The organism is Streptomyces sp. NPDC000134, assembly GCF_042899225.1.
Taxonomy (GTDB): Bacteria; Actinomycetota; Actinomycetes; order Streptomycetales; family Streptomycetaceae; genus Streptomyces.
Genome location: NZ_JBIAZN010000024.1, coordinates 107031 through 126882 on the forward strand (window position 1 = coordinate 107031; position 19852 = coordinate 126882).

16 protein-coding genes and 1 riboswitch are annotated in these 19852 nt (G+C 75.8%); of the genes, 2 read left to right on the forward strand and 14 right to left on the reverse strand.

Annotated features, from left to right (window positions below; all coding sequences use genetic code 11):
* Positions 1-16: 16 nt before the first annotated feature.
* On the reverse strand, positions 17-1315 hold the full coding sequence (locus ACFY32_RS29475; RefSeq protein ID WP_390675849.1) for a flavin-containing monooxygenase: 1299 nt from the start codon (positions 1313-1315) through the stop codon (positions 17-19).
* Between the two features lie 213 nt (positions 1316-1528).
* Between ACFY32_RS29475 and ACFY32_RS29480 the strand changes: the two genes are divergently transcribed.
* Positions 1529-2281, forward strand: coding sequence for a hypothetical protein (locus tag ACFY32_RS29480; RefSeq protein ID WP_359199687.1), 753 nt, complete (start codon positions 1529-1531; stop codon positions 2279-2281).
* A 6-nt stretch (positions 2282-2287) separates the two neighbouring features.
* Here the strand turns inward: ACFY32_RS29480 and ACFY32_RS29485 are convergent, their stop codons facing one another.
* Genes ACFY32_RS29485 through ACFY32_RS29505 form a run of 5 tightly spaced genes read right to left on the reverse strand, consistent with a single transcriptional unit; the run spans position 2288 to position 7566 of the window.
* Complete coding sequence (locus tag ACFY32_RS29485; RefSeq protein ID WP_359199690.1) at positions 2288-3475, reverse strand: MFS transporter; 1188 nt, start codon at positions 3473-3475, stop codon at positions 2288-2290.
* Positions 3475-4020, reverse strand: a complete 546-nt coding sequence (locus tag ACFY32_RS29490; RefSeq protein ID WP_390675832.1) for a GNAT family N-acetyltransferase — start codon at positions 4018-4020, stop codon at positions 3475-3477. Before ACFY32_RS29490 ends, ACFY32_RS29485 begins: the two co-directional genes overlap by 1 nt.
* Positions 4017-5198 carry a type III PLP-dependent enzyme gene (locus ACFY32_RS29495; protein WP_359199694.1) on the reverse strand — a complete coding sequence of 394 codons (1182 nt, stop codon included), beginning with the start codon at positions 5196-5198 and terminating at the stop codon, positions 4017-4019. Before ACFY32_RS29495 ends, ACFY32_RS29490 begins: the two co-directional genes overlap by 4 nt.
* Entirely contained in the window at positions 5195-6517 is a 1323-nt protein-coding gene (locus tag ACFY32_RS29500) for a DUF6271 family protein (protein ID WP_390675833.1), read from the reverse strand. The genes ACFY32_RS29495 and ACFY32_RS29500 overlap by 4 nt, the downstream gene beginning before the upstream one ends.
* Positions 6499-7566 (reverse strand): phytanoyl-CoA dioxygenase family protein, encoded by a 1068-nt coding sequence (locus ACFY32_RS29505; RefSeq protein WP_359199700.1) that lies wholly within the window; start codon positions 7564-7566, stop codon positions 6499-6501. Before ACFY32_RS29505 ends, ACFY32_RS29500 begins: the two co-directional genes overlap by 19 nt.
* Positions 7567-7922: 356 nt before the next feature.
* Here ACFY32_RS29505 and ACFY32_RS29510 point away from each other — a divergent pair, with 356 nt between their 5' ends.
* On the forward strand, positions 7923-9509 hold the full coding sequence (locus ACFY32_RS29510) for a glycoside hydrolase family 3 protein (RefSeq protein WP_390675834.1): 1587 nt from the start codon (positions 7923-7925) through the stop codon (positions 9507-9509).
* 9 nt (positions 9510-9518) lie between these two features.
* Here the strand turns inward: ACFY32_RS29510 and ACFY32_RS29515 are convergent, their stop codons facing one another.
* The 8 genes from ACFY32_RS29515 to ACFY32_RS29550 form a co-directional block, all read right to left on the reverse strand.
* Positions 9519-10325, reverse strand: a complete 807-nt coding sequence (locus ACFY32_RS29515) for an ABC transporter ATP-binding protein (RefSeq protein ID WP_359199706.1) — start codon at positions 10323-10325, stop codon at positions 9519-9521.
* Entirely contained in the window at positions 10322-11338 is a 1017-nt protein-coding gene (locus ACFY32_RS29520; RefSeq protein ID WP_390675835.1) for a FecCD family ABC transporter permease, read from the reverse strand. The genes ACFY32_RS29515 and ACFY32_RS29520 overlap by 4 nt, the downstream gene beginning before the upstream one ends.
* Positions 11335-12378: an ABC transporter substrate-binding protein gene (locus ACFY32_RS29525; RefSeq protein WP_390675836.1), complete on the reverse strand. Its 1044-nt coding sequence runs from the start codon at positions 12376-12378 to the stop codon at positions 11335-11337. Before ACFY32_RS29525 ends, ACFY32_RS29520 begins: the two co-directional genes overlap by 4 nt.
* Before the next feature lie 53 nt (positions 12379-12431).
* Positions 12432-12644: riboswitch (cobalamin riboswitch) on the reverse strand.
* Complete coding sequence (locus ACFY32_RS29530; RefSeq protein WP_390675837.1) at positions 12639-13664, reverse strand: ACP S-malonyltransferase; 1026 nt, start codon at positions 13662-13664, stop codon at positions 12639-12641. Its footprint overlaps the riboswitch before it by 6 nt.
* A gap of 16 nt (positions 13665-13680) precedes the next feature.
* On the reverse strand, positions 13681-14967 hold the full coding sequence (locus ACFY32_RS29535; RefSeq protein ID WP_359199718.1) for a beta-ketoacyl-[acyl-carrier-protein] synthase family protein: 1287 nt from the start codon (positions 14965-14967) through the stop codon (positions 13681-13683).
* A complete protein-coding gene (locus ACFY32_RS29540; protein WP_359199721.1) occupies positions 14964-15242 on the reverse strand; it encodes an acyl carrier protein in 279 nt (92 codons plus the stop codon). The genes ACFY32_RS29535 and ACFY32_RS29540 overlap by 4 nt, the downstream gene beginning before the upstream one ends.
* Positions 15243-15529: 287 nt before the next feature.
* Entirely contained in the window at positions 15530-17632 is a 2103-nt protein-coding gene (locus ACFY32_RS29545; protein ID WP_390675838.1) for a PQQ-binding-like beta-propeller repeat protein, read from the reverse strand.
* 30 nt (positions 17633-17662) lie between these two features.
* Entirely contained in the window at positions 17663-19849 is a 2187-nt protein-coding gene (locus ACFY32_RS29550; protein ID WP_390675839.1) for a protein kinase, read from the reverse strand.
* Between the last annotated feature and the right edge of the window lie 3 nt (positions 19850-19852).

Below are 19852 nucleotides of genomic sequence, written 5' to 3' on the forward strand. Positions count from 1 at the left end.
GCCCGTGGCCCGGGAGCTACACGCCGATGACTTCGCGCAGTTGGCCCAGGTACGGGCCCACGTCGACCTGGATGGAGGCGCCCCGGGTGCGGCCGTACCGCCGGGCGATGCCCGTGAGGTACTCGGCGACCTCCGCGCGCATCTCCTCGGCGGAGGGCAGCGCGCTGTCGCCGGCCACCAGGCCGGCGACCCAGCGTGCCTGGGCCTCCACCAGCCGGGTGATCGCCCCGACCGGGCGGACCAGCCCGACGAAGTACAGGCCGGTCCGGTCCGGTGCCACCACCCGCTTGTACAGCTCCACCGAGCCGTCCGCGGTGACGGGGCAGCCGTCGGGCAGGAACGGGAAGGCCATGTGGTAGCCGGTGCAGTAGACCACCGCGTCCGCCTCCTCGGCGGTTCCGTCGGTGAACCGCACCCGGGGCCCGTCGAAGGCGTCGATCGCGGGTCTGGGGACCACGGCGCCGTGCCGGATGCGGCTGAGGATCTCGTCGGAGATGGTGACGGCCGAGGAGAAGAGGGGGTGGTCGGGCTCGGGCAGGCCGTAGTCGGCCAGGTCGCCGCGGGCGACGCGCAGGGCCTGCTCGCAGAAGCGGCGCTGCTCCTCGAAGGACATCTGCTGGAACCAGGGGGCCTCGGCGATCTGGTCGACGGACAGCCCGTAGAGCTGCTTGGGCACGATGTGCAGGCCCCGGCGCACCGAGAGCACGGTCCGCGCGGCGTGCCGGGAGAGGTCGGCGGCGATGTCCACGGCGGAGGCGCCGAGGCCGACGACCACCACGCGCCGGCCGGTGAAGTCGGCGCCGTCGCGGTAGTCGAGGGCGTGCAGGACCGTGCCGGTGAAGGTGTCGTGGCCCGGCGGCAGCGGGTCGGGCAGGGCGGGCTCGGTGTGGTGCCCGGAGGCGACGACGACGTGCGCGAACCGCCGGGCGGTGCTCCGGCCGTCCGGGCCCGCGCTGACGACGGTCCAGGTGCCGTCCGCGTCCTGCCGTACGGACCGCACCTCGGTGCCGGTCTCCACGTGGCCGAGGAGACCGGCCCACTCGGCGAAGGACCGCAGGTAGGCGGCGACCTCGCGGTGCCCGGGGTAGAGGGGGTACTCGGCCGGCATCGGGAAGTCGGCGTAGCCGGTCAGGTCCTTGGCCGTGTTGAGGTGCAGCGTCCGGTAGCCGGGTCCGCGCTCACCGGCGCCGGGCTGGCGCCAGACCCCGCCGACGTCCGGGGCCTTCTCCAGGCAGACGAAGTCGACGCCGCGCTCCTTCAGGGCGTACGCCGTCGCCAGCCCCGACAGACCCGCACCGATCACACACACCCGCACGCTGTTCCCCCACATGGCTCACCGTCCTCCCCCCGATCACGCAGTCACTGCCCATCCGTCTCTTCTCGCACACCAGAACCAGACACATACAGACGTGTCGCTGGTCACTGTCCGCGCTCTGCGCCATCCGGGGGAGGCGGGCCCGGCGGTGGGGAACCCGGCCCCCGGAGCGGTCAAGCAATGACGTGGACGCGCACGGAGTCGGAGGTTGGCATGACCTTGAGGAAAGCCCTCGCGGTGGGGATCAGCGCCGTGGTGTGCACCGGCGTGCTGGGGACCGGCTGCGCCAAGGAGCAGCGAGGTGCCACCGCCAAGGGCACGCCCTCGCCCTCCGGGCCGGTGTCGGGCCGCCCGGCGCCGCCGAGCCCGGCCGCCCGGCCGCTGCCCGGACTGGGGCCCGAGACCCGCTCGCAGATCCCGGCGGCCACCCGGCAGGTGCTGCTGGTGCGGGGCACGACGGCGGACGGCAACCGGGCGCGGGCGGCGCTGTACGAGCGGGAGCCGGGCGGCGGCTGGCGGCGGAGCGCCGGTCCCTGGCCCGCGCACAACGGGCTGCGCGGCTGGACCCGGGACCACTGGGCGGGTGATCTGCGCACGCCCATCGGCGTGTTCACGCTCAGCGACGCCGGGGGCCGCCTGCCCGACCCGGACACCCGGATGCCGTACGACGAGAACCCGGAGTTCTCGATCGACGGGACCGGGCACGTCGGCGAGCCGCTGGAGGGCTCCTTCGACTATGTCGTGGCCGTCGACTACAACCGCGTACGGGGCACCACACCGCTGGACAAGGAGCGTCCGCTGGGCGAGGACCGGGGCGGCGGGGTGTGGGTCCACGTCGACCACGGCGGGCCGACCAACGCGTGCGTGTCGCTGGCCGAGCCGCACCTGCGCACCCTGCTGCGGGCCCTGGACCCGGCCGGGCAGCCGGTCGTCGTGATGGGCCCGCAGGCCGCGCTGGCCCGGTGACGCCGCTCATCCGCCGCCCGTGGCCGGCACGGCGGCCGGGGCCGGTTCCCAGCGGATGCGGGTGGCGCACAGGGCGACGACCACCGCGGACGCGGCGACCGCCGCCATGCCCCAGGCCAGGGAGCCGGCGTTCGCGATGAAGCCGATGAGCGGCGGCCCGGCGAGCAGCCCGGTGGTGCCCATGGCGGCGACCAGGGTGAGCGCGTCGGAGCCCTCCCGGGCCGCGGCGGCGTACACGCACGGGGTGACGGCGGCGATGCCCAGGCCGACGCAGGCGAAGCCGAGCAGGGCCGGCACCACACCGCCGCTCAGCAGGGCGAGGGCGAGCGCCGCCCCGGCGAGGGCGCTGCCGAGCAGGACCACCCGCCGGTCGCCCCAGCGACTGCGCCACCGGTCGGCGAAGAGCCGGGCGACGACCATCGCGCCGGAGACCACGGCGATGCCCAGCGGGGCGAGTTCGTCCGATGCCTCGGCGACGTCCTTCAGATAGAGCGCGGACCAGTCGTTCATGGCGCCCTCGGCGACCGTGCCGAAGGCCATGGCGCAGCACATCCACAGGGTGATCCGGCTCGGTACGCTCCAGCGGCGCCGCGCTTTCGCCGCCGCCGGCCGGGCCGGCGGGTCGTCGGTGAGCAGCCCGGTGCGGGCGCCCGCGCCGAGGGCCAGCAGCAGGGCGACGGCCACACCGAAGTGCGCCATGACCGAGGAGGTGACGGCGTGCATGGCGGAGGCGGCCAGCGCGGCGAGCAGGGAACCGGCGCTGAAGACGGCGTGCAGCCTGGCCATGGTGGTGCGGGCGTACCGCGCCTCCAGGGCCGCTCCCTGCGCGTTCATCGCGACGTTGAGACACCCCACCAGGACCCCGTCGACGCACATCACCAGCAGGGCCACGTGATACGAGGGTGCCGCGGCCAGGGCGAGGAGCAGCAGGGCGAGGCAGAGCTGGGAGAGCAGGGCGAGCCTCCGCGAGCCCAGGCGCCGCATCAGCCAGGCCACCAGCGGGAAGGACACCGCCGCGCCGACCCCGGCGGCCATCAGCAGCACCCCGACCTCGGCGGCGGACAGGGACAGGCCGGTCTTCAGGTCGGGGATGCGGGCCGCCCAGGTGGCGTACTGGAAGCCGAGCGAGCAGAACAGCGCGGCGATCGCCAACTGACCGCGGCGGTAGGGGTCGTGGAGTCGGGACACGCGCATCAGCTCACTTCACGCAGGGTCGAAGGGGCGGGCGGTGCGGGCCGGGCGGCCGGCACCGGCCGGGACATGTAGACGGCGTCGGCTCCGTAGCCGTCGGCGGGGGCGACGCCGGGGTGGGCGACGAAGCCCCGGGCGGACCAGAACCGGTCGCTGCCGCCCACGGCGACCAGCGAGATCCGCCGGTCGCCGCGGGCCCGCGCGGTGCCGGTGAGCCGCCCGAGGAGGTAGCGGCCCAGGCCCCGGCGGCGCAGGGCGGGCGCGACGACGATGTCGTGCAGGTGGAGGTTGCGGCCGGTGCGGAGGGCCGGCTCCACCCGCCCGAGGTCCGGGCACCGGAACTCCGGGTAGGGCAGGGCCAGCAGATAGCCGGCGGTCCGGCCGCCCACGTCGAGGACGAAGCAGGTGCCGGGTGACACGGCCGCCCGGGACTGGAGCGCGGCCCGCCCCTCCGCCAGGCCGAGCCCGGCGTAGGCGTCGTGTTCCAGTGCCACCACGGCGTCCCAGTCGTGGTCGGCGAGGTGCCGTACGGTCACGGTGTCGGTCATGGGCGCCGCCTGTCGGTGACGGTGTACGGCAGCGGGGCGATGCCGTTGAAGCCGCGGGTCATGTAACTGGTGGAGTAGGCACCGCAGGACAGCACCCAGACCGGGTCGCCGGAGGCCAGCGCCGCGGGCACCTGGACCAGGCCGTCCTGGTGGCCGTAGGCGTCGTCGCTGTCGCAGGTGGGTCCGGCGACGACGGCCGGGACGCGGGGGCCGCCGGGATGGCCGGGGAAGACCAGCGGGTACTGGAGGGCGTCCATCTCGTACAGCCCGTTGAACTTGCCGCAGCTCAGGTACAGCCAGTACCGGGGCTCGCCGTCCGGGCCCCGGCGGCGGGCGAGGCGGGCGACGTGGGCGCGGACGGCGCCGTGGTCGGCGACGAGGTGGCGGCCGGGTTCGATCAGGAACTCCAGAGGGCCGCCGTGGACCCGGCGCAGTTCGGCCGTGCCCTCCCGGATCACCGCGAACATCTTGTCCAGCGGCGGGTCCAGGGGCGCACCGTGCCGGTCGAGGTAACCGGTGGCGGGGAGACCGCCGCCGAGGTTGACCAGGGCGGGGCGGATGCCGCGCCGGTCCAGGGCGCGCAGTACGCCGCCCAGGTCGTCCAGGGCGGCCCGCCACGCCTCGGCGGTCATCTGCTGGGAGCCGACGTGCACGGAGAGACCGGCGGGCACCAGGCCCAGGTCGCGGGCGCGGGCCAGGACCCGGACGGCCTCGGCGGGCGAGCAGCCGAACTTGTGGCCGAGCCCCCACAGCGCGCCCTCGCCCGTGGTCGCCACCCGGCAGAACACCCGGGCACCGGGGGCGTGTACGGCGAGGGCGGCCACGTCCTCGGTGCTGTCGGTGGCGAAGAGGCGTACGCCGAGCCGGTGTGCGGCGGCGATGTCCCGGTCCGACTTGACGGTGTTGCCGTAGTGCGTCCGGGCGGCCGGCACCCCGGCCCGCAGCGCCTGTTCGATCTCGGCCGGGCTCGCCGCGTCGACCCCGGCGCCGTCCCGGGCGAGAGTGCTGAGGACCTCGTCGACCGGGCACGCCTTCATGGCGAACCGCACCTGGACACCGGGGAGTTCGCGGCGCAGGGCGCGGTGGCGCCGGGCGATGCCGTCGAGGTCCAGGACGATGCGGTCGGTGTCGGCGGCGGCGAGGGCGGCGGCCAGCGGGGCGGTCGTCGCGGCGCTCACCCCGGCCGGCCCGGGGGTGCGGCGACGGGGGTGACCCGGGCGGCGGCGACCAGCAACTGCCACGCCTCGGTGAGCAGGGCGAAGTCCGCCATGTCGTCGCGGGCCTCGTCCAGCAGCCGGTCCCGGTCGGCGGCGATCAGGTCGGCGACCTCGGCGTACCGGCCGCCCAGCTTCCGGTAGGCGGTGTCGACGGCGTCGAGCCGGGCGGTGTTCTCGCTCCGGTCCAGTGCCGCGCTCTCGCGGGCCAGCGCGGCGACGGCGGCGCCGCGGACCCGGCCCGAGCCGTCCAGGAGGGTGTCGCCGGCGGCGGCCATCCGGTCGTAGACGTGGTGGAAGTAGCACATCGACAGCAGGAACTTGACGAAGCGCCGCTGGTAGGCGCGGAAGCCGGGGCCGGTGCGGCGTTCGCCGGTGTGGTAGTTGACGATGTGCCGGTTGTGCAGGACGCCGGGCAGCCGGGCGTCGTGGACGAGGTGGATGAGGAAGTAGTCGCTGCCGATGGTGTCCCGCGCGGGCGGCAGCGGCACCTGTTCGTGGACGCCGTGGAAGGCGATGTTGCACATGTCGACCCGCATCGGGTCGACCAGTGTCAGCAGCGAGCGGTCGTGGGTGAACGGTTCGGTGCCCGCGCCCCGGAAGGACTCCGCGACCAGTTCCCGTTTGCGCTCGGCGCTCCAGTCCGGCGGTGCCCAGAGGCTGACGACGTCGTGGTAGACCGCCGGGTCGGCATCCCGCATCTCGGCGAGGTCGACGGAGAGTTCGCCGATGAAGGAGGCGCCCACCATCGCCACCCAGCGGTCCCGGCAGGCGGCCGGCAGGTCGGTGCCGGTGACCCGGGACGCGGCGTCGGCGGCCCGGTGGCCCAGAGCGAGCAGTTCGTGGTGGACGGGGAAGACGGTCCGGTCGTGCGCGCGCTGGTACCGGCTGTCGGAGTCCCTGCGGTGCACGGACTCGCAGCCGAGCGCGGCGGCGATCAGGAAGGCCCGGTCGGTGCAGGCGCCGTAGGAGAGGCCGTCGGGGAGCAGCAGGTCCAGCAGCAGTTCGGGCTTGGCGAGGCCGGAGCGGGTGACGGTTCGGGTGAGGAAGTCGCGTTGCCGGCTCTCGTCGAGGTGGTGGACGGTGATCCGGGGGTGGACGGGCAGGTGCCGGACGGCCTCGGTGTGCTCGGCGTACACCGGGGGCGGGCAGGAGTCGAGGATCAGCACCCGGACCTCGACGTCGTCGAAGTGCCGGGCGGCGTACGCCGCTTCCTCGCCCAGGGCCGCGATGGTCGCGGGGCAGGACCGGTCGGTGGGCAGGGTCAGGCAGATGCGGCGCATGTCCCGCCCCCGCTGGCCGTGCCGGTGCCGTCCTGCCCGTGCCAGGAGGTGAGTCCCAGCAGCTTGGCCCCCAGATCCGTGAGTTCGGCGGTCGGGTACCGCTCGGCCTCGGGCCTTCGGGCGTCGCCGAGCAGGGTGGCGTTCCACTCGGGGGTGGCCAGGGTGCGCCAGGAGTCGACGCGGGAGCGGCGCAGCGCGGTGTGGGACTCCAGCGCGGGCATCATCGACAGGTACTGCACGGCGCGCACTTGGCCGCCGGAGGTGTTGGGGGCGACGCCGTGCGCCAGCAGGCCGTTCCAGATCAGCAGGTCGCCGGCCTTCAGGTCGGGCCGGACGACGGGCATCTCGGTGCGGTCGACGGCGGGCCGGATGGGGTCGCGGCCGTCGGGCTGGAGCGCCTTCCAGCGGTCGAAGCGGCGGAACAGCTCGGGGCAGCACTGGAAGCCGCCGTGGTCCGCCTCGGTGTCGTTGAGGGCGATGATGCCCTGCACGCGCTGGGGCAGGACACCGAGGGTGGTGTCGACGTCCCAGTGCAGTTCGATGTCGAAGCCCCGCTCGCGCTGTTCGATCAGGGCGCGGTCGCGGTTCTTGACGTTGGGCGGGTTGAGGTTGAGCCGGTCCAGGGTGACCCAGAGTTCCTCGGCGTCCCACACGTCGACGAAGGCGTCGTAGACCCTGCGGGTCTGGCGGCTGTCCCAGAGGAGTTGGTGGTGGTACGCCTCGACGAAGCCGTAGATGTGCAGCTCGCGGTCGAGGTCGGAGCGGTACTCGCGCTCCTCGTACCAGGTGTCGGGGCGGTCGGGGTCCAGGCCCTGGAACTCCCAGGCGAAGTCGAGGAGCCGGCGTGCGGCCGGGGCGGGTACGGCCTCCTCGACCACGACGTAGCCGTAGGTCTGCCAGTGCGCGAAGTCCTCCTCGGTGAGCACCCGCAGCGGGCGGGTCTTCTCCAGGTCGCGCAGCGGGGTCCGGGCCAGGTAGGTGTCCGCGTCCGCGCTGAAGTACGGGACGTCGGTGGCGGCTCGGTGCAGGTAGGGGTCGGGTGTCGCCATGTGGTGCTCCAAGTCCTCGCCGTCGCCCGCGCCGGGACGGACGGCGGTCTGTGCGGAGGGGGGTGGCGTGTCGCGGTGCGCACGCGGCGGGCGCGCGGCGGGATGCCGCTCGCGTCCAGGTGGCGAGAGCGGGGGTGTCGGGGCGGCGGGGACCGGTCGGCACACCGGCCACGGGTGCCCCTCGTCGAACGTGGGCCTCACAATGGACTAGACCATAGGACGGTGTCAACACCCCTTGGAACACGCCGTGTTGAGCCTTCGGAAGCCTTGACACGTCTGGTTAACTCGGGCCCACCATCCCCTTGGTCCGGACCAAGGGGATGGCGTCCCACCGTTCCGTCGAAAGGCGCGCGCCGATGTCCTCCAGCCAGCACAGCAGCGAGTTGCGACGGCTCGCGCTCAGCGTCCTCCAACCCGGCTTCGTCGGCACCGAGGCACCCGACTGGGTGCTGCGCGACATCGCCGACGGGCTGGCCTCCGTCGTGCTCTTCTCCCGCAACATCGTCTCCCCCGAGCAGGTCGCCCGGCTGACCGGGCGGCTGCGCGCCGAGAACCCGGCGCTGATCGTCGCCATCGACGAGGAGGCCGGGGACGTCACCCGGATCGAGTCCGCCACCGGCTCCAGCCGGCCCGGCAACTTCGCCCTCGGCACCGTCGACGACGTGACACTGACCGAGGCGGTCGCCGCCGACCTGGGCCGCGAGCTGCGCGCCGCCGGGGTGAGCCTCGACTACGCGCCGAGCGCGGACGTCAACTCCAACCCCGACAACCCCGTCATCGGGGTGCGCTCCTTCGGCACCGGCCCGGAGGTGGTGTCCCGGCACACCGCCGCCTGGGTGCGGGGCCTGCAGTCGGCGGGGGTCGCCGCCTGCGCCAAGCACTTCCCCGGCCACGGGGACGTAGCCGTGGACTCCCACCACGACCTGCCCTGCTACGGGGCCGGCCGGGAGGAGATCGAGGCCCAGGCGCTGCCGCCGTTCCGGGCGGCGCTCGCCGCGGGGGTGCGGGCCGTGATGAGCGGCCACCTGCTGGTGCCGGCCTACGATCCCGACCGGCCGGCCACGCTCAGCCCGCGCGTCCTGGGCGACCTGCTCCGGGGCGAGCTGGGCTTCGACGGGCTGGTCGTCAGCGACGCCATCGAGATGGGCGCGGTCACCCGCCGGTACGGCATCGGCGGGGCGACGGTACGGGCCGTCGCCGCCGGGGTGGACGCCGTGTGCGTGGGCGGCGAGAGCGCCGAGGAGGCCACCACACGCCTGCTGGCCGACGCGCTGTACGGCGCGGTGACCGCCGGGGAACTGCCCGAGGAACGCCTGGCCGAGGCGGCGGGCCGGGTACGGGAGTTCGCCGACTGGTCGGTGAAGCTGCGGGAGGCGGGCGTCGACCCGGAGGGCGGGCCAGGCATCGGCCGGGTCGCCGCGCGCCGGGCGGTGCGGATCAGCGGGCCCGCCGGGGACGCCCTGCCGCTCGCGGCCGCGCCGCACGTGGTGGAACTGGCCCCGGCCACCAACCTGGCCATCGGCAAAGAGACGCCCTGGGGTGTCGCCGCGCCGCTGCGCGCACTGCTGCCGGACACCACTGCGGTGCGGGTGGGCGAGTCCGAACTACGGGACGGCACGGCCGTACTGGAGGAGTGCGCGCTGCGGCCCGCGGTGGGCCGTCCCCTGGTCGTCGTGGTCCGCGACGCCGCCCGGCACGCCTGGATGAGCCGGGCCCTGGACGGCCTGACCGCGGCCCGCCCGGACGCGGTCACCGTCGAGATGGGCCTGCCCGGTCACGGCCCCACGGGTACCGGCGTGCGGATCTGCACCCACGGGGCGAGCACGGCGTCGGGGGCGGCGGTGGCGGAGGTGCTGGCGGGGGGCGTCCGAGGGGGTTCCGGGGTGGGTCGTCGACCCGGGGGGCGGCGGGCGGCGGACGGCGGTTGCCGCCCGGGGCCGTGACCGCGCGGGTCAGCGCCCCGTGGCCGGCGGCCGGCGCAGGAAGCGGATCGTCGGACGGCCCCGGTCGTCGGTGACCTCGGCGCGGACACCGTAGACCTGCTCGATCAGGGCCGGGGTGAGGACCTCGCCGGGGGTGCCCTCGGCGACGGCCCGGCCGTCGGCCAGGACCAGGAGGCGGTCGCAGTACAGGGCCGCGAGGTTGAGGTCGTGCAGGGCGACGACCGTGGTGACGGGCAGCCCGGCGATCAGTTCGAGCAGGTCGAGCTGGTGCTGGATGTCGAGGTGGTTCGTCGGTTCGTCGAGCAGCAGCTCGCGCGGCTCCTGGGCGAGGGCGCGGGCGATCTGGGCGCGCTGGCGTTCGCCGCCGGACAGGGTGTGCCAGGACCGGCCGGCCAGGCCGGTCAGTCCCGTGCGCTCCAGGGCGGCGGCGACCGCGCCGCGGTCGTCGGCGGAGGCCGCCGACCAGGGGCGGCGGTGCGGGATGCGGCCGAGGGCGACGACGTCCCGGACGGTCAACTCGTTCTGGGTGTGCGCGTGCTGGTCGACGGTGGCGATCCGGCGCGCGGCGGCCCGGCGGCCTACCCGGTCGAGCGGCCGGCCGTCGAGGGTGACGACACCCGCGGACGGGCCGAGGACACCGGCGAGCAGCTTCAGCAGCGTGGACTTGCCGGAGCCGTTGGGGCCGAGCAGGCCCACCGTCTCGCCGGGGCGGGGGGCCAGGGTGACGCCGTCGACGACCAGCCGGCCGCCCGCCCGGCGGCCGACGCGCCCGGCGCGCAGCCCCGGTGCCGTCCCCTCGGCGGCGGGGCCGGTCATGCCCGCCGCCTTCCCCGGTACAGCACCGCGACGAACGCGGGCACGCCGATGAGCGAGGTCACCACGCCCACCGGGATCTCCCGGGGGTCCAGGACGGTACGGGCGAGGGTGTCGACCCAGACCAGGAAGACCGCGCCGGCCAGCACGGTGACCGGGAGCAGCCTGGCGTGCGCGGTGCCGGCGAGGGCGCGGGTGGCGTGCGGCAGGACCAGGCCGACGAAGCCGATCGCCCCGGCGCAGCTCACCAGGGCCGCGGTGAGCAGGGCGGTGGCGCACAGCAGCACCAGCCGGGTACGGGCCACCCGGACGCCGAGGGCCGCCGCGGCCTCCTCGCCGAAGGTGAACGCGTCGAGGGTGGCGGAGTTGAGCAGGCAGACGGCGAGGACCACGGCGAGGACGGCGGCGCACAGCACCACCGCGGTCCAGTCGGCGCCGGTGAGCGAACCGAGCAGCCAGAACATCACGCCCCGGGTGGTCTCGGCGTCCGCCGAGGTGAGCACGGTGAACGAGGTCAGCGCGGAGAACAGTTGCATGGCGGCCACCCCCGACAGCACCACCCGGTCCACGCCCGCGCCGAGGCTGTGGCTCAGCAGCAGCACCAGCGCGAACGCCACCAGCGCGCCGACGAAGGCGCCCGCGGACAGTGACACCGCTCCCCCGCCGACCCCGAGGACGACCACCGCGACCGCCCCGGTCGACGCGCCGGAGGACACCCCGAGGACGAACGGGTCGGCCAGCGGGTTGCGCAGCAGCGACTGCATGACCGCCCCGCACAGCGCCAGGCCCGCCCCGCACACCGCGGCCAGCAGGGTGCGCGGCATCCGCAGGTCCCACACGATGCCGTCCCGCAGCGGCGGGAGCGTCCCGCGGCCGAGGCCGAGGTGGGCGGCGACCGAGGCCCAGACGTCGGCGGCGGAGATGTCGGCCGGGCCGATGGTCACGGCGACGGCGACCGACACCGCCAGCACGGCGGTTCCGGCCGCGGTGAGCAACGGGGCGCGTGCGGCCGTCACTTGACGAGCCCGAGGTCCCGCAGACCGGCGGCGACCCGCTCGATGCCCTCGACCGTGCGGATCGTGGGGTTCATCGCCTGGCCGCTGAGCAGCACGTACCGCTTCTTCCGTACGGCGGTGAGGTTGCGGGTGGCCGGGTCGCTCTCCAGGAAGCGGATCTTCGCGCGGGCGGTCTCGGCCGTCTGCTCCTTGCGGGTCAGGTCGCCGAGGACGATGACGTCGGGGTCGCGGTCGGCGACGGTCTCCCAGTTGATCTGGGGCCACTCGTCGTGGGTGTCGGCGAAGACGTTGCGGGCGCCGATCGCGCGGGTGATGGCGCCGGGGGCGCCGCAGCAGCCGGCCAGGTAGGGCGAACGGGAGTCGGCGAACCAGTACATGAGGGAGACGTGCGAGGCGTCCACGCCGTCGGTGGCCTTGCGCACCCGTTCCCTCAGCCGGGCGACGAGCCGTTCGCCGCGCCGCTCGACGCCGAAGATCCGGGCGAGGTCGCGTATCTCGCCGTAGACGGTGTCGAGGGTGAGCGGTGTGCTGCGGGAGCCGTCGCCGCCGCTGCCGTTGTCCTTCCCGGCGCCGCAGTCGGACGGGGAGACGTAGGTGGGCACGCCCAGTTCCTCGAACCGCTCGCGGGTGGCGACGCCGCCGGTGCCGAGGGTGGCGACGAAGGAGGCGGTGACGAGGTCCGGCGCGGCGTCCAGGACCTTCTCGAAGGACGGGTTGTCGTCGGCCAGGCGCGGCACACCGGCGTTGGCCTTCTCCAGGCCCTTCATGACCGGGTCGGTCCAGGTGGCGGTGCCGGCCATGCGGTCGGCGAGGCCGAGGGCGAGCAGGATCTCGGTGCTGCCCTGGTTGAGGGAGACGGCCCTGCGGGGCGCCGGGGCGAGGGCGACGCGGTGGCCGCAGTTGTCGACGGCGCGCGGGTGACCGGCGTCGGCGGAGGCGCCCGCCGCGCGGGTGCCGCCGGGTGTGCCGCAGGCGGTGAGCGAGGCGGCGCAGGCGAGCAGCAGGGCGGCGGGGCGGAGAACGGGACGGAGCACGGGCATGCCTCGGGTGTCGGGGCTCGAACGCGGAGCCTGGCCTGGAGTCGACCCCCGCGCGGGGGCGCGGAGGTGCCAGCAGGTCTTCGGACTCGGGTTCGTCCGGCCGGGGCGCCTTCCCAGGACGGCTCCGTACCGGCGTCGCGCCGGCACGGTGGTGTCCCAGTGGCATCAGTGCCCCGCCCGTCCCCCTCACCGCTGCGCGTCAGCTCCGGATTCGCACCGGATTCCCTGACCACGGATGTGGCACGACTGGCTCCGGCAGCCTAGCAAGGGCCTTCCGCCGCGGAACCGGCGGGCGGGACGCGGGTGAGCCGGCGGTGTATCCGGTCGGCGTCGGCGGGGGTGCGCAGCGGCGCGACGGCCGCGCAGTGCGGCAGGGCGGTCTTGGCGAGCGCGGCCAGCAGGGCGCGGGGGCCGCTGTCGACGTAGGTGGTGAAGCCGGCCCGGCCCAGCGCCAGCAGCGCGGGGTGGAAGGGGAGGGGGTCGGTGAGGTGGGCGGCGGCCATGGCGCGCAGCCGGTCCGGGGTGTGGGCGCGCCGGCCGGCCGCGGTGGCGTGCACGGGCAGCCGGGGCGGGGCGACCGGCTGGGCCCGCAGCAGACTGCGGAAGGAGCGGCTGACCTCGTCGAGGAGGGGGTGGTGGTAGGCGGTACGGCTGACCAGCCGGGTCACCCGGTGGCCGCGGTCCAGGGCCCTGGCGCCCACCTCGCCGAGCTGGGCGTCGGGGCCGGCCAGGACCACCTGGGCGGGCGCGTTGTGCACCGCGATCCGTACCTGCGGGGTGTCGCAGGTACGGATCAGGTCGGCGGCCTGGGCGGGGGTCAGGTCGGTGGCCGCCATGCCGGCCGCGGGCAGGGCGGCGGTGGTCAGCAACCGGTCCCGGATGCGCAGCAGTTGGAGGCCCTGGCGCACGGTGAGGACACCCGCGACGGTGAGCGCCGCGAGGTCGCCGACGCTGTGCCCGAGGACCGCGTCGGCCGGGACCGGCAGATGGTCCAGGACGACGGCGGCGGTGGCGACCACGGCGGCGTACGTGGCCAGGTCGAAGGCGAGCGGGTCGGCGCGCACCAGGTCCTCGGGGGCGGGCCCGCCGGGGTCGGTCAGGACCCGGGCGGCCGACACGCCGCCGGCGCGGCCCGGCGCGTGGGTGTCCACGGCCGTCAGCACCTCGGCGACGGCGGGCACCTGGGCGAGGTGACGCAGGGCGCCGGGGAGGTAGGCGCCCTGCCCGGGACACATCAGCACGGTGCGCGGCCGGCCGGCGGCGGGGGCGGTGCCGGCGGCGGTCATGACGGGCCGTCGGATCTCATGAGGCGCTGGTGAAGGCGAGGGCGACATTGTGCCCGCCGAACCCCATGCTGGTGCTGACCGCCGCCAGCGGGCCGTGGGGCAGCGCCTCGGGGTCGCGGCCGACCACGTTCAGCTCGATCGCCGGGTCGACGCGTTCGAGGCTGCGGGTGGGCGGCGCGACGCGTTCGCGCAGGGCCAGGGCGGTGGTGACCGCCTCGATGGCCCCGGCGGCACCCAGCGTGTGGCCGAGGGCGGCCTTGGTCGCGCTGACCGTCACGTCCCGGACGTCCTTGCCGAGCGCGGTGTTCAGGGCCTGCGCCTCGCTGAGGTCGCCCAGCGGTGTGGAGGTGGCGTGCGCGTTGATGTGCCGTACCTGTTCGGGGTCGAGGCCGGCGTCGCGCAGGGCGGCGGTGACGGCGGCGGCGCAGCCCGCTCCGCCGGGCGCGGGCCGGGCCACGTGGTGGCTGTCGTTGGTGACGCCCGCGCCGGCCAGTTCGCAGTGCACCCGGGCGCCCCGGGCGGCCGCGTGCGCCGCGCTCTCCACCACCAGCATCCCGGCTCCCTCCCCCATCACGAACCCGTCCCGTTCGGCGTCGAACGGCCGCGACGCCCGCTCCGGTTCGTCGCACCGCCGCGACAGCGCCCGCAACCGGGCGAATCCGGCGAAGATCAGCGGATGCAGTCCCGCCTCCGCGCCGCCCGCGACGACCACGTCGGCGCGGCCCTCCCGGATCATACCGAGTGCCTGCGCCAGGGCTTCGGCGCCGGACGCGCAGGCGCTGACCGGGGCGTGCACGCCCTCCTTGGCGCCGACCATCAGCCCGACCTCGGCGGCCGCGTGGTTGGGCAGCATGACCGGGATGGCGCGCGGGCTGACCCGGTCCGGGCCGCCGGTCTCCAGCCGGTGGCTCTGCTCCAGGATGCTGGTCACCCCGCCCAGTCCCGCGCCGACGACCACGGCGACCCGGGTACGGCCCTCGCCCGTCCCGGGGCCGTCCGGCAGTCCGGCGTCCCGTAACGCCTCCTTGGCGGCGACCAGGGCGAACTGCGCGGAACGGTCGCAGTGCGCGGCCTTCGCGCGGGGCAGCACCGATCGCGGGTCGACGGCGGCCGGCGCCGCGAGGTAGACCCGCTCCGGGCCGTCCGGTACGCCGAAGTCGACCCGTCCGATGCCGCACGCTCCGTCCAGCAGTGCCGTCCAGGTGGACCGCACGTCACCGCCCAGCGCGGTGGTCGCGCCGAGTCCGGTGATGACGGCCGTCCGCTCCTCGCGGGCCGCGGCGGCCTCGTGCCATGGACTCACGCGGTCCCACCGGCCGGGGCGGCGACCGTGCCGGAGAGGTGGTGGACGACATCGCTTACGGTGGTGAGCCGGGCGGCCTCCTCCACCGGGATCTTCACCTGCCAGCGCTCCTCGATGGCGGCGACCAGTTCCAGCAGGGCGAGCGAGTCGACGCCCAGGTCGTCCTTCAGGTCGGCGTCGAGGCCGACGTCCTCCGGGCAGACGTCCTCGACGGTGGCGGCCAGCAGCTCGCGCAGCTCGTCGAACACCTGTCGGTCATCGGCTGTGGTGGGCATGGATGCTCCTTCTTCGGCGGGGCTCCGGCGCCTGCCGGATGCACGCGGACAGCCTTTCCGACGATCCGGAACGGTAAGCGCCGCCGGGGGTGGGACGGCGGAGCACGGGGAGCACCCCCGGGGCGCCCCGCCGGGGGACGGGCCTCGGTTCACGTTCGGGCGCCCCGAGGGTGGACGGCGGCCCGCGCGTAAACAAGGCGACCGGCACACGAGAGGCCGGCGGCGCGCGGGAGCCCGGCCGGTGCGCGGCCGACGGATGCGCGGGAGCGCGCCCGGTGCCGCTGCCGTCAGTACACCGGCAGGGCCACCAGGGTCCCGCCGTTGAGGACGAACAGCCGGTTGCGGTCGCCGGCCAGCGTGCGGCTCTCCCCGGCCCGCAGGGGGTACGTCCGGGCCTGGAGGCTGGTGTCCTTGCGGTACCGGGGCAGGCCGCTGACGCCGGTGTCCTCGCGCTCGGCGACCCAGACGCTGCCCGCCTGGACGACGGGCGGCTGCCAGGGCGGGGCGGCGTCCGAGACGAAGGTGACCGCTTCCTCGCCGCCGTCGGGGAGCAGATGGCGCAGGGCCTCGCTGTCCAGGGTGAAGACCACCCCGCCGGCGACGGTGGGCGGGCCGAACCCGTACACGCCCCGGCGTACGGCGTGCAGCGGGCGCCGGGACCAGAGCTGCTCGCCGTCGCTCGCGCGGACGGCGGCGAAGGTGTGGCCGCCGAGGTAGACCGCGCCGCCGTCGACGGCCGGGCGCAGGGCGGCCGGGGCCTGTCCCTCGCGCACCCACGCCTTCGCGCCGTCGCTCACCCGGACCGCGGCGACGTCGCCCGAGCCGCCGCAGACCACGAGGACCCCGGAGCCGACGGCCGCCACGGGCCGGCCGGTGAGGGGCAGCGGGGGGCGGCGCGTCCAGCGCACCCGGGCGTCGGCGGTCGACACACAGCGCAGTCGGCCGTCGGTGGTCAGGAGGTAGACGTGTCCGGCGTCGGCGGCGAGCAGGACCTCGGCCCCGGCGTCGGCCGTCCACTTGGGGTCGCCGGTGGCGGCGACGTACGTACGCAGGGCGCCGTCCCGGTCGGCGGCGACGACCAGCCGGTCCCCGGCGGACAGGTAGCCGGCGTCGCCGCGCGGGTCGTCGGCGCGCCAGCGTTCCCGGCCGTCCGTGACGTCGTACGCGGCGATGCCGCCGCCCGGCGCCGCGCACACCACGACGTCCCGTACCGGCAGCGGCGGGGGCGACTCCGGGTCTGCCGCGTCCTCCAACGGGCCCCACAGCGGCTCGATCTCGCCGGTGTCGCTGCCGAGCGAGGCGCTCTCCACCCGGGCGGCGGGCGGGATGTCGAACGGGTCGGAGGAACCGGCGGTGCCGTCGTCCCCGCTCAGCCACCAGGCGGTGCCGCCCGCGCCGGCCGCCAGCAGCGCCCCGCCGCCGGCCACGGCGGTGAGCAGGCCCCGGCGGGAGAGCCGGGGGCCGTCCGGGGCGCGGCGCGGGGCGGGGACGGCGGTGGTGGTGCCCTCGCCGGTCGACTGCCGGGCGTCGGCCTCCCGCCGGCGGATGTCGTCGGCGAGCGGGCCGGTGGTCCAGAACCGTTCGCTGCCGGCCGGGGGCCGGGCGGCGTCGGCGATCGCCGCGGGCAGCGGCCGGGCGGCCGGGTCCTTGGCGAGGCAGGGGGCGATCAGGTCCCGCAGCGGGCCGGGCACGAGGGTGAGGTCGGGGGTGCCGTGCACCACCTCGTACATCACCGCCGCCACCTCGGTGCCCGGGTACGCCGGCCGGCCGGAGGCGGCGTAGGCGAGGAGCGCGCCGAGGGAGAACACGTCGGCGGCCGGTCCGACGCGCTGCCCGAGCACCTGTTCCGGGGCGCCGTAGCCCGGGGTGACCGGGATCTGGCCGGTGCGGGTCAGGGTCAGTCCGTGTTCGGGGCGGGCGATGCCGAAGTCGATGACGCGGGGGCCGCGCGAGGTCAGCACGACGTTCTGCGGCTTGAGGTCGCGGTGCACGAGCCCGGTGACGTGGATGTCGGCGAGGGTGCGGGCCAGGGACCGGGCGAGTTCGCGCAGCAGGGCGTCGCCGAACGGCCCGTAGCGGGCCACCGCCTCGTCCAGGGTGGGGCCGGCCAGGAACTCGGAGGCGATCCACGGCCGTCCCGACTCCGGTTCCGCGGCCAGCACCCGGGCCACGCCCTCGCTGGTGACCGTCTGAGCGGTGCGGGCCTCGCGGACGAAGCGCTCGGCGAGGTGCCGGTCGCCGGTCAGCTCGGGCAGCAGCACCTTGACGGCGGCGGGACGGCCCGCCGTGTCGCGTCCCAGGTAGACCTTGCCCATGCCGCCCGCGCCGAGCACGCCGACGATGCGGTAGGGGCCGAGGCGGAGGGGGTCTCCGGGGCCGAGCGGTTGCACGTCGAGTCCTTTCGGGGGCGGGCGGCGGGGTCAGTCGAGGGGCAGGGCGAAGGTCTCCTTCTCCTTGCGCACGTAGAGACGGCCGCGTCCGGTGTCGGCGGACAGGACGGTGGCGTCGGTGGGCAGGGTCCACACCGCCGTCCGGGTGCGCAGGTCCACCGCGCGCAGCCCCTGGTCGTCCAGGCCGTAGACGTACTTCTCGCCGACCGCCGGTGCCTCGTCGCGGTTCAGGTGCCGGTTCTTCAGGCCCTTCTCCAGCCAGTTGAGGGTGCCGGTGAGGGCGTCGACGGAGACCACGCCCCGGTCGCCCTCGGTGCAGTAGACCGCGCCGTCGCGGACCTCGGGCGCCCCGTAGAGCCGGGTCTCGCCCGCGCTGTCGCCGGCGTCGCGCAGGTCGCCGAAGCGCCAGGCGGTCTCGCCGTCCGTCAGCCGTACCGCCTTCAGCGCGTCGGCGCCGAGGTAGAAGTGGCGGTCGTCGTGGACGATCCGGGTGGGCGGCGGGCCGTCGTACGGCTCGGACTGCGACCACTTCTCCTTGCCGTCGGCCAGGCCGTGCGCGGTGACTTCGAGGAAGGAGCTGAGGCCCGAGTCGGACCGGAACCGCACCAGCCGGTCGCCGGTCACCGCGGCGCACAGCAGCGGCGGCTCGTGTCGCTGCCGGGCCGCGTCCAGGGCGGTGCGCCAGCGCACCCGGCCGTCGTCGAGGCCGAGGGCGAGCAGGTACCAGGAGTCCCCGGCGGCGGCGCGGGCGGCCAGGTAGGCGGTGTTCTTCGCCACGCACAGGATCTGGTTGCGGGGCTCGCCGCCGGCCAGGTCCTCCACCTCGGCGAGGGGGTCGCCGGGCTGCCCGTCGGTCATGTCGATCTCGCAGACGGCGAGGGCGTCGCCCGCCCCGGGATCGCGCAGCGCGTACAGCTTCTTGCCGTCGGCCGCGTACCGCCAGCCGTCGGCCAGGTCGGCCTGCCAGCTTCCCTCGCCGCTCTCGGCGTTGACCCCGCACAGCACGATCCCGGCCGGGATCGCCACGCCGCTGCCGGCCGCGAGGACCTCCGCGCGGGCGTTGGGGATGTGCACGGCGAACGTCCACAGCCGGGCGGGCGGCTTCACCGTCCTCGCCGTGGTCCGCCCGTTCGTACCGCCGCCGCCCGAGCCGGAGTCCTGGTTCGCGAGCCAGGCCCACACCCCGCCGCCCGCGAGGCCGGCCCCGGCGGCGACGGCCCCGGCGGTCATCGCGAACAGCCTGCGCCGGGACACGTCGGGCCCCGCCGGCGCGGTCGCCGGGGGCACGTCGGGCGGCGGGGGCGGCAGCCGGTGCGGCGGTTCGCGCCATACGTCGTCGCCGCGCCGCGCGATCTCGCGGAGCACGGCGTCGGGCAGCACGTCCGCGAGGAGCGCGGCGGGACCGTGGGCCCCGGTGGCGTCGGTGAGCGCGGCGGCGAGTTCGCCGGTGGCGGGGCGGCGCGCCGGGTCCTTGTCGAGGCAGCGGGCGAGCACCGGGACCAGCGCCGGCGGCACCCCGCCGAGGTCGGGTTCGGCGTACCGCACCCGGTAGAGCAGGTCGGGGGCGCCGCCGGAGCCGAACGGGCCGTGCCCGGACGCGGCGTGGACCAGCACCCCGGCCAGGGCGAAGACGTCGCCGGCCGGGCCGTGTTCGAGGTTCGCGGCCTGCTCCGGCGACATGAACGCGGGGGTGCCGAGGGCCGAACCGGTGCGGGTGAGCGGGGCGTCGCCGACCGCGCGGGCCACCCCGAAGTCGATGATCTTCGGGCCGAAGGCCGTCACCATCACGTTGGACGGCTTCAGGTCCCGGTGCACCACCTCCGAGCGGTGCAGTTGCCCGAGCCCCTCCGCCAGGGCGGCGCCGATGGCGCGGACGGCGGGTTCCGGCAGCGGGCCGCCGGCCTCCACCGCCTCGTCCAGCGGCGGTCCGATGACGTACTCGGTCGCCAGCCACGGCAGCGGCGCGGCCGGGTCGGCGTCGTGGACCCCGGCGCCGTACCGTCCGCCGATCACCCGGGCGGCGTCGGCCTCCAGGCGGAAGCGGGCGCGCAGTGCGGCATCGGAGGCCAGCTTCCGGTGCAGCACCTTGACGGCGACGGTCCGGCCGCCGGGGGTGCGGGCCAGGTGGACCGTGCCCATGCCGCCGCTGCCGATCCTGGCCAGCAGGCGGTAGGGGCCGACGGTCTCCGGATCGTCGTGCAGGAGGGGGGACAGCATGGC